This window comes from Intrasporangium sp. (assembly GCF_035280925.1).
Lineage (GTDB): Bacteria > Actinomycetota > Actinomycetes > Actinomycetales > Dermatophilaceae > Intrasporangium.
Map to the genome: position 1 here is coordinate 81515 of NZ_DATEEY010000102.1, position 9776 is coordinate 91290.

At 72.1% G+C, this 9776-nt stretch carries 10 protein-coding genes and 1 rRNA gene; all 11 read right to left on the bottom strand.

From position 1 onward, the window contains the following. Positions 1-94: 94 nt before the first annotated feature. Complete coding sequence (locus tag VJN29_RS10130; RefSeq protein WP_324143505.1) at positions 95-1009, bottom strand: hypothetical protein; 915 nt, start codon at positions 1007-1009, stop codon at positions 95-97. Then, positions 1006-1950: a copper transporter gene (locus VJN29_RS10135; protein ID WP_324143506.1), complete on the bottom strand. Its 945-nt coding sequence runs from the start codon at positions 1948-1950 to the stop codon at positions 1006-1008. Before VJN29_RS10135 ends, VJN29_RS10130 begins: the two co-directional genes overlap by 4 nt. After that, on the bottom strand, positions 1947-3128 hold the full coding sequence (gene steA, locus VJN29_RS10140; protein ID WP_324143507.1) for a putative cytokinetic ring protein SteA: 1182 nt from the start codon (positions 3126-3128) through the stop codon (positions 1947-1949). Before steA ends, VJN29_RS10135 begins: the two co-directional genes overlap by 4 nt. 78 nt (positions 3129-3206) lie before the next feature. Continuing rightward, positions 3207-4991, bottom strand: coding sequence for a DNA repair protein RecN (gene recN / locus VJN29_RS10145; RefSeq protein ID WP_324143508.1), 1785 nt, complete (start codon positions 4989-4991; stop codon positions 3207-3209). A gap of 9 nt (positions 4992-5000) precedes the next feature. After that, positions 5001-6089: an NAD kinase gene (locus VJN29_RS10150; RefSeq protein WP_324143509.1), complete on the bottom strand. Its 1089-nt coding sequence runs from the start codon at positions 6087-6089 to the stop codon at positions 5001-5003. Next, positions 6086-6898 (bottom strand): TlyA family RNA methyltransferase, encoded by an 813-nt coding sequence (locus tag VJN29_RS10155; RefSeq protein WP_324143510.1) that lies wholly within the window; start codon positions 6896-6898, stop codon positions 6086-6088. Before VJN29_RS10155 ends, VJN29_RS10150 begins: the two co-directional genes overlap by 4 nt. Next, positions 6895-7119, bottom strand: a complete 225-nt coding sequence (locus VJN29_RS10160; protein ID WP_324143511.1) for a hypothetical protein — start codon at positions 7117-7119, stop codon at positions 6895-6897. The genes VJN29_RS10155 and VJN29_RS10160 overlap by 4 nt, the downstream gene beginning before the upstream one ends. A gap of 43 nt (positions 7120-7162) precedes the next feature. Next, positions 7163-8266, bottom strand: a complete 1104-nt coding sequence (locus VJN29_RS10165) for an HAD-IIA family hydrolase (RefSeq protein ID WP_324143512.1) — start codon at positions 8264-8266, stop codon at positions 7163-7165. A 15-nt stretch (positions 8267-8281) separates the two neighbouring features. Beyond that, positions 8282-8953, bottom strand: coding sequence for a tetratricopeptide repeat protein (locus tag VJN29_RS10170; RefSeq protein WP_324143513.1), 672 nt, complete (start codon positions 8951-8953; stop codon positions 8282-8284). Positions 8954-9024: 71 nt separating this feature from the next. Beyond that, positions 9025-9294 (bottom strand): hypothetical protein, encoded by a 270-nt coding sequence (locus VJN29_RS10175; protein WP_324143514.1) that lies wholly within the window; start codon positions 9292-9294, stop codon positions 9025-9027. Positions 9295-9642: 348 nt separating this feature from the next. After that, a 5S ribosomal RNA gene (gene rrf / locus VJN29_RS10180) occupies positions 9643-9759 on the bottom strand. Positions 9760-9776: the final 17 nt, after the last annotated feature.

The window sequence follows — 9776 nt, forward strand, 5'->3', positions numbered from 1 at the left end:
GGTCGTGACGACGGAGTCGGGGTCGGCGGGTTCGGCGGGTTCGGCGGGTTCGGCGGGTTCGGCGGGTTCGGCGGGGTCGGCGGGGTCGGCGGGGTCATCGACGAGCCCGGCCCCAGTCGTCCAGGCGACGCAGGACGTCGTTGGCCTCGATGACGGCGCTGAAGCTGACCCGCTCGGAGGCGAGGGTCAGTGCCGTGAACAGGCCGAGGGCGACGAGCCTGCCTCTCAACCCGCAGCGTTCGATGAGGGCGAGTCCGGCGAGCGCGCCAGCGGCGTTGGCGCCGGTGTCACCGAGCATCGAGACGCCGGCCAGGTCATCACGGACGACGCCGGCGGCGGCGCCCAGGCCCGATCCGGCGGAGCTGGATCCGGCGATGGCGAGGGGGGCGGTGCCCGCGATGACGACCTTCAGCGCCCGCCCGGGCCGCAGGTCGAAGAGGTTGACGACGTTGGCGGCCGCAGCCACCACCGCTCCCCCCACGAGAGTCCTGACGACGGTCTGTCCCGTCTGCCCTTCGCCCCTCCCTCCGGTCACCCGAGTCCGCTCGCCCACGCGGTCGGAGAGCAGCGCGCCAGCGAGCCCGGTGACCGCCAGGCCGGCGATCTTGACCGCCCCGGTCGTCAGCTCTCCCCGGCGCAGTGCTCCGAGGTGGCCCTTGAGTCCCTTGCGCGAGGCGGAGCCGGACAGGTCGTCGAGTGCTCCGAGGGCACCGCTGGCAACGGTGACGACGAGAGCCGCGGCTGGAGAGGACCGGATGGCTGGTGGTGACGAGTCGTCGCGGTCGAGCGCCTCGAGCAGGGCCGCGATCCCGATCCCGGTCGCGGCGCCGCCCAGCCAGGCGGGGCCCTCGAGCAGGGTCAGCGGACGCCCGGCGTAGTTGGTCCGTTCCCACGGCTGCCTGGCCCGATGGGGGAGGCTGGCCGCGAGACGACGCGTCGCCGCCGCCCCGGCGGCGGAGCCACCTGCGGCAGCCGCAGCCCGGAGCCCCGCGCGGACCCGTGACCTCACGGAGCCACCCGGGGGACCACCGCCGTGGCTCCATCCGCCGTCCCGTAGTGCCCGATCTCACCGGCCAGCTCCGCCTCGAGCGCGAGCACGACGATGGCCGGTCCCCGTGGGTCGCTCGCATGGTCGACGGTCGAGATGAGTCGGGCGATGGCATCGACTTCGCGGACGGCCGCGACGGCGTCGGAGGAGACCGGCTGCCCCGCGGAGACCACCGGCTGCGGTCCCGCGACGACAGCGCCCGCGGAGTTCTCCGCGACGAGGCGAGCGAGGGTCCGGATCGTCTCTGACCGACGCTGGACCTCTGCATCGTTGCCGGCGAAGTTCCCGGAGACGATCACCGCGAGGTCGGCCGGCTCGGGCGCGTCGGTCGAGGAGTCCACCAGTCCGGCACCGGTCAGGGTCTCCAGCGCTGCGGTGCGCGACTCCGATGCGGACACCACGTCGTTGCTCACTGCGAGGCGAGCGAGCACCTCGGCGAGCAGCGCGTCCCCCGTGAACGTCGAGGAGATGCCAAGGGTCGAGGCGGCCGCCCTCGCCGCTTCCGTCCGCTCCGGCTCGCCCGCCGGCTCGAACCAGTCGCCGCTGATGGTGAGCGTTGCGCCCAGGGTCGCCCCGCTGCTCGTCACCGCTTCCTCGACGAGGTCAACCAGGCCGCCGTCGGCCGAGGGCAGGACGATGACGGCGACCTTGTGCCCCGGGAGGGCTGCGTCGATCACTCGGTCGGAGACGGCCGAGGCGTACTCCTCGCCGGCCGCGACCCGCTTCTCGTTCACGGCCAGCCGGTCGTTGAGATCCTGCTTCTCGACCCGCAACGCGGACACCTGGTCCGTCAGCTGCGACCCGAGATTGCCCTGGAGCGGGCCGGCGCCGAGGACGATGCCGACGGCGAGGGCCAGGAAGATCGAGATGATGGAGACCAGGTGGTACCGGAAGTCGATCACGTGAAGATCCCCACGGTCCAGGTCCAGACGTCGTCCCACCGGGCGGCGATGACCTGCAGCCAGGCCTGACCGGCGGGCGTTGCCGAGATGGCGGCGAAGAGCGCCAGCATGCCGACGAGGAGCATCACGACGAGCATGCGCGCCGGGATCCGCGCCTGGTAGAGGCGGCTCACGCCCTTGGCGTCGACGAGCTTGCCTCCCACCCGCAGCCGGGTCAGGAACGTCGAGGCCTGGCCGTCCCTGCCCTTGTCGAGGAACTCGACCAACGTCACGTGTGTCCCCACCGCCACGATGAGCTCGGCGCCCGCGTCATCAGCAAGCAGCAGGGCGACGTCCTCGCTCGTGCCGGCTGCGGGGAAGACGACGGGCTCGATGCCGAGCGCCTCGACGCGGGCCAGTCCGGGCGCCCGGCCGTCGCGGTACGCGTGGACGACGATCTCGGCTCCCGAGCGCAGGGCGCGGTCCGAGACGGAGTCCATGTCGCCGACGATGAGGTCGGGTTGGTAGCCGGCCTCGAGGATGGCGTCCGCGCCGCCGTCGACGCCGATGAGAAGCGGCCGGTACTCCCGGATGTAGGGACGCAGCGTCTGGAGGTCCTCGCGGTAGTGGTAGCCCCGCACGACCACGAGCGTGTGCCGGCCCTCGATCCTGGTCCGGATGGGCGGGATCCCGATCCCGTCCAGGAGCAGCTCCCGCTCCTTGCGGATGAACTCCATGGTGTTCGTCGCGAAGGCCTCGATCTGGACGGCGAGGCCCGCCCGGGCCTCGTGCATCTGCACCTGGATCGCCTCGGCGTCGAGCAGGTGACCAGACGAGATCCGCGTGTCGCCGCGCCAGACCCCGTCCCCGTCCAGCCGCAACGGGTCACCGTCATGGAGCTCCATCACCGCGGGGCCAGCGGCGTCGAGCAGCGGCACGCCTGCCTCGCTGAGGATCTGGGGCCCGACGTTGGGATAGCGACCGGAGATCGACGCCGAGGCGTTGACCACCGCGGCGGGCCTGGCAGCCACGAGTGCGTCAGCGCTCACCTTGTCGAGGTCCTCGTGGTCGATGACGGCGATGTCTCCGGGCCGGAGCCGCTTCGTGAGGTTCTTGGTCCGGCCATCCACACGGGCAGGACCCATCACCCCTGGACCCGAGGTTGGGGCGTGCGCGCGGCGGCGGAGAGACATGGCCATGGTTGCACCCATCGTGCCACGTCAGTCTGGGGGCCACCGACCCGCGAACGCTCGCCGGAGACAACGAAACGGAGTCGTTCAGGCCGCCCCGACGCGGGAGTCCCGCAACGCGTCCGCCTGCTCGAGCAGCTCTCGCGCGTGCGCCAGACCGGCCTCCGAGTCCGCGTCCCCGCCCATCATCCGGGACAGCTCGCGGAGCCGGTCGGCACCCTCGACCACGGTCACACTGCTCGAGGTGATCGCTCCGTCATCGGACTTGTGGACGACCAGGTGCCGGTCCGCGAACGCCGCCACCTGGGCCAGGTGCGTCACGACGATGACCTGCGCCCGCTCCGCGAGGGCGGCCAGCCGGGCACCGACGTCGATGGCGGCGCGCCCCCCGACCCCGGCGTCCACCTCGTCGAACACGAAGGTCGGCGGCGTGCCGCCGGGGCCGGTCGGGCGACCGGTGCCGTTGCTCGAGGTCACCACCTCGAGTGCGAGCATGACTCGCGACAGCTCACCCCCTGAGGCGCCCTTGGCCACGCTCCGGGGTGCAGCGCCGGGGTTGGCGGCCAGGAGGATCTCGACGTCGTCGGCGCCGTGTCTCCCCACCCGGACCCGTTCACCGGATGGGAGCGGCAGCCCGTCCTCGGCAGTGCGCTGCTCGATCCGGACCTCGACGACCGCCTTTCCCATGGCGAGATGCGACAGCTCCTGCGAGACCCGGGCCGCGAAGTCCGTGGCCGCGGCCATGCGTGCGGCGGTGAGCTCCGACGCGGCTGCGACGAGGTCGGTGGTGAGCTCGCGGAGCCTGGTGTGGAGGGTCTCGACCCGATCGTCCGCAGTGAGGAGTGCATCGAGTCGCGCCGCCGCGTCCTGCGACCAGACGAGCACCTCGTCGACGGTCTCGCCGTACTTGCGGGTGAGCGCAGCCAGGGCCGCGCGCCGCTCCTGGACATACTCGAGCCGCTGCGGGTCGAGCTCCACGTCCTCGAGGTAGCCGGTCAGGTCGGACGCCAGCTCGGTCACGAGGGTGGCGACCTCGTCGAGTCGGGAGTCCAGGGCGCCGAGCCGCTCGTCGTGAACGGCCCCGTGCGACAGGGCGGACCTGGCCGACCCGATGAGGTCACGGACGTTCGGAGCCGGCTCAGCGGCATACTCATCACCACTGAGGTCAGCAAGCGCCCGGCCGGCCGCCAGTCTGAGGCTGTCCGCATGCGCGAGGCGCTCGTCCTCCGCGCGGAGCGCGGCGTCCTCGCCGGGCTGCGGGTCGACGGCCTCGATCTCCTCGAGTGACGCGGTCAGCGAGTCGATGGTCCGAGCCCGCTCACGCGACTCCCCTGCGAGGCGTTCGTGCTCGGCCCGAGCGGCACGCCATTCGTCATGGAGGCGCGCGACCCGGTCTCGCAGCGCGCCCACCTCGGGGCCTGCGAAGTCGTCGAGCACCTCACGGTGGGCCTCACCCTGCTTGAGCCGCCACTGGTCCGCCTGGCCGTGGACTGCGACCAGGTGGCGCCCCAGCTCTGCCAGCACCCCGACCGGCACCGTGCGACCACCGACGTGGGCCCGCGACCGCCCGGACGAGGTGATGGTCCGAGCGATGACGAGCTCGCCGTCCTCGTGTTCCGCGCCGGCCTCGTCCGCGCGCTCGAGCGCGGGATGCCCGATCGGCAGGAGGATGACGCCCTCGACGAGGGCCTGGCCCGCGCCGGTCCGGACCAGCCCGGAGTCGGCCCGCTCACCGAGCAGCAGGCCGAGGCCGGAGACGACCATCGTCTTGCCGGCACCCGTCTCACCGGTCAGCACGTTGAGACCAGGGCTCAGGTCGAGGACGGCGTCGTGGATGACGCCGACGCCACGAATCCTCATCTGGCTGAACACGGGACCACCTTAGGGCCGAGCACCCTCCCCGCCCTGCTTGCCATCCACGTCGTCCGCGCGTGTCTCCTCCAGCTCGTCCGATGGTGCTGGGCGCTGAGAGGCCGGGCCCGGCGTGGGGATCGTCCCCCCCGGTTGGCTGCGGATCCAGACGTCCGACCGAGGCGAGGTGCCGGCGGCGGACCTGACCCGACTACCGTCGCCGCGCCAACCCCGCACCGGGAGATGGAACTTCGCCACGAGCCGGTCGGTGAACGGCGCGGTTGTCAGGCGCGCCAGGCGCACCGGACGAACCCCGCGGCGCACCTCGATCCGCGCACCAGGGGGCAAGTCGATGTGACGACGTCCGTCACACCACATGATGCCGATGACCTCGGCCCCGGTCCGCAGCTCGACCGCCACGTGTGAGTCCGGTCCGAGGACGAGCGGGCGGCCGAAGAGCGCATGGGCGGAGTTGGGGACCAGCAGGATCGCCTCCACCTGCGGCCAGACGACCGGACCGCCCGCGGAGAAGGCATAGGCGGTGGATCCCGTGGGCGTCGAGACGATGAGGCCGTCACCGCCCCAGCTCGACAGGGGCCGGCCGTCCACCTCGATGGTCAGCTCGATCATGCGCTCCCTGGCGGCCTTCTCGACGCTCACCTCGTTGAGGGCCCAGCTGCTCGCCACGACCTCGCCGTCGAACTTCGCGTCGACGTGGAGCGTCATCCGCTCGTCCACGGTGTACTGGCGGTTGGCGATGTGCTCGACCGTCGCGTCGAGGTCGTCACGCTCCGCCTCCGCGAGGAAGCCGACATGTCCGAGGTTGACTCCGAGAAGAGGGATGTCCGCACTCCGCGCGAACTCCGCGCCGCGCAGGATCGTCCCGTCTCCCCCGAGGACGACGACCAGGTCGCATCCGTCGGCGACCGTCTCCTCCGCGATCATCTCCTGGGTGGCGATGTGAACCCGGTTGCTGTGCTTGAGGTCGAGCACCTTCGCCTCGTCCGCCTGCAGCGACACCTCGATCCCGAGGTGGGTGAGGCGATCGATGACGCCCTTGGCGACGGTGAGCGCCTCCGGCCGGCGGGGGTGCGCCACGAGCAGGATGCGGCGGTTCACGAGTTCTCCTCCTGGCGGCCGATCGAGTCCAGCATGTCATCCGCGGACAGGGCCGCAGGCGTGCGGTCTCGTGCGGCGAGCCACAGGAGGAACTCGATGTTGCCCTCCCCGCCCCGAATCGGGCTGGGGGCCGCCGCACGCACGCCGAGGCCCATGCGCGTCGCCGTCGCATGGACGCTGCGGAGAACGCGATGCCGTTCGTCGCGCGACGTCACGACGCCGCTGCGACCCAACCGCTCGCGGCCGACCTCGAACTGGGGTTTGACCAGTACGACGAGGTCGCCGCCGTCCCCGTCGTCGGAGACCAGGGGCCGAATCGCTGGGAGCGCGACCGTGAGCGAGATGAAGCTGAGGTCGCACACGACGAGGTCGAACGGCCCGCCGAGCGACCCGGCGTCGACGTCTCGGATGTTGGTGCCCTGCAGGTCGATGACTCGCGGATCGAGCGCCAGCCGGGCGACCAGCTGACCGTGGCCGACGTCGAGTGCAGTCACCTGGCTGGCTCCGTGCTCGAGGAGGACCTGGGTGAAGCCCCCGGTGCTCGCACCGACGTCGAGGCAGCGCCGGCCTGCGACAGCGATCGGCCAGAGCTCGAGTGCCCGCACGAGCTTGAGGGCGGCTCGACCCACCCAGCGGTCGGCCTTGCGGGTCAGCGTGATGACGGCCGCATCCGACACCTGGCGGCTGGGCTTGCCCACGACGTGTGCGTCGACGAGAACGACGCCGTCACGGATGAGATCCCCGGCCTGGGCTCGCGACCGGGCCAGGCCGCGCGACACCAGAGCAGCGTCGAGGCGGCTGCGGGTCACGCGCCACCGAGGTCGTTCAGGCGCGACTGGAGGGCGATGAGCGCCCGCTCACCCGCGTCGATCCGCTCGGCGAGCGAGGCGTCCTGGGCCGAAGCCAGATCGGCCAGGACTGTGTCGATGGCTCCGTCACCGGTCGCCGGCGCCTCCACCGGTGTCCCGTCGGCGTCCGCGAGCAGCGACGCGGCCTGCCCGGGCTGTCGACTCTCGAACTCGGTGCTCATGCTGCTGCCTCCCTGCTGCGACGTCCACCAGCCACCGTAGCGGTTACGACGACCCCGGCAGGTCCAGGAGCTCGTCGAGCTCGCCCGCGAACCGCTCGAGCTCGGGCAACCCCACTGTCCCGCCCTCGACGGCATCGAGCACTGCCGTCAGCCCCGCTCGCACGAGCTCGACCGGCCGGGCGCCACCAGCGACGACGTCCAGGCCACTCGCCGACAACGCGACCCGGCCGCCGGCACACGTCCACCCGTCAGCGGCGGGGAACACAGCGGCATACGGCTGCTCGAGCTCACCCAGGGCGCCGAGTACCCACGTCGGCACGCCGACCTCATGGTGACGGAGGAGCTCGCTGGCACGGTGCACGCCGGTGAGCAGCCACGCAGAGTCAAGGCCGGCGGCCGCGGCGCCGGCGATGTCGGTGTCGAGCCGATCGCCCACGGCCAGGGTCGCCTCCGGGCGGGTGCCGAGACGCTGCACGGCGGCCCGGTAGAGGGGCGCTTGAGGCTTGCCCACCACCGTGGGCTCGCGGCCGACGGCGGCGGCGAGCAGGGCGACGTACGCCCCGTTGCCGGGCGCCAGCCCCCACTCGAGGGGCAGCGTTGAGTCCGCGTTGGTCGCCACCCAGACCACGCCGCCGGCCAGGTGCCTGGCCGCCGTCTCGAAGTCCCTGACCGTGAGCCCACGGCCAAGACCCTGCAGGACGGCATCCACCGGCTCCTCAGCGTCCGGGGACCCGGGCAGCACGGCGTCCAACCCGGCATCGGCGAGGGCCGCAGCGACTCCCGGTCCGCCGAGCGCGAGGATGCGCGAGCCAGGAGCGAGCATCGTCGTCAGCTCGGCGGCCCCGGCCTGCGCGCTCGTCACGACGTCGCCCGCGGTGGCCGGCAGGCCGAGTGTGCCGAGATGCTCAGCGACCTCGCCGGGCAGACGAGAGGCGTTGTTCGTGGCGTAGACGATCCGCACCCCGTGGGCAGCCAAGCGCCGCAATGCGGCTGGGGCTCCTGGCACTGCCCCGGTTCCTCGGTACACGACGCCGTCGAGGTCACAGACGATCCCGTCGTAGGCGTCGCGTATCGGTCCGGCCGATGCCCGCGCGAAGGGCACCCTGGACATTGCCTCGCGCTCCGAGGCGCGTGCGCGGTCGTCCATGCGGTGTCCCGGCCCTCAGCCCTCGGCGGACTCAGGGTCGATCTCGTCCTCCTCGGGCGTCAGGTCCATGACCTCGGCGCCATCGAGCTCATCGAGCCGCTCGGCGGCATCGGTCGTCAGCTCATGGTCGGCGTCAACCGCTCGGGCGAACCACTCCCGCGCCTCAGCCGGCTCACCCGCGGCAAGCTTTGCGTCCGCGTAGGCGTAGTAGAGGCGCGCAGCCGACGGACGATTCGGGCTCAGGCGCCGAACCAGGTCCGAGAGTCCTGCGGCTGCCGCATCCGTCTGACCCAGGTCCCGCCGGATCCCCGAGACGACGATGGCCAGTTCGACGCGATCGTCGATGGCGAGGTTCGCGGCCTCCTCGCTCTGTGCCAGCTCGAGAGCCTTGGCGTGCCGGCCTAGCGCACGCTCACAGTCCACCATGAGCGGCAGCAGGTGGTGCGAGCCGGACAGGCGACGCACCGTCCGGAACTCGCTCAGCGCCCGGGCCCAGTCACCCATGCGGTAGGCCACCAGCCCCAGGGCCTCCCTCGCGGCCGGGACCCGGCCGGCCCGGCGCGCTGCCGTCTCGGCATGGGCCAGGGCCGCCTCCGGGTCGGCGTCGAGCAGCTCCGCCACCATGACGAGGTGCTGCGCCACGCCCTCCGCGTTCTCCTTGGAGAGCGTCCGAAGCTGGTTCTTCACGCCACGATCGACCTCGTGCCCCGTGACGCCCTCCCGGATCGCCGGATCCGGCCTGCGCGGAGACTTCGGCGTCAGCCTCGGGCCGCCACGCCGCTCCTCCGGCTCGCGCCCTCGACCCCGGGGCGGGCCGGGGTCGCGGCCCTCTTCGCGGCGCCCACCCCGCGGTGCACGGGCTCCCGAACCGGAGGCCCGACCAGTGGTTCGGGTGCCGCGTTGCGCGCCTCGCGACCCATCCCGCCGGTCATCGCGCCGGTCATCGCGCTTGCCATCGCGCCGGTCATCGCGCTTGCCATCGCGGCGGTCTTCGCGCTTGCCATCGCGGCGGTCATCGCGCCGGTCATCGACCTGACGGAACTCTCTCCGCGCTTTGGGCCCCCCGTCGCGCCGACGCTCGCCCCCCCGGTCGTCCCGCCGGTCGTCACGCCGGTCAGCACCGGAGGATCGCTGTCCAGTGCCATGGGGACGTTTGCCGGCACGGTCGGGACGGCCGTCGTCCCGACGCGGGCGGGGCGCATCCCGCCTCGCACCGTCGCTTCGCCGGTCGTCGTTCCTGTCCCGGTCGTCGCTCATGACGTCATCCTTCTCCCTCGGACCGCACTCGCGCCACACGAGCAGGGTCCAGAAAACAAAAGAAAGGCGCCCTGGACGAAAGCAATGAAGTCTCGTCCAGGGCGCCTTGTGAAAAGTTTGTCCGGCTGCGTCCTACTCTCCCACACCGTCACCAGTGCAGTACCATCGGCGCTGAAGGGCTTAGCTTCCGGGTTCGGAATGGGGCCGGGCGTTTCCCCTTCGCCATGGCAGCCGTAACTCTGTGGAGATGTCA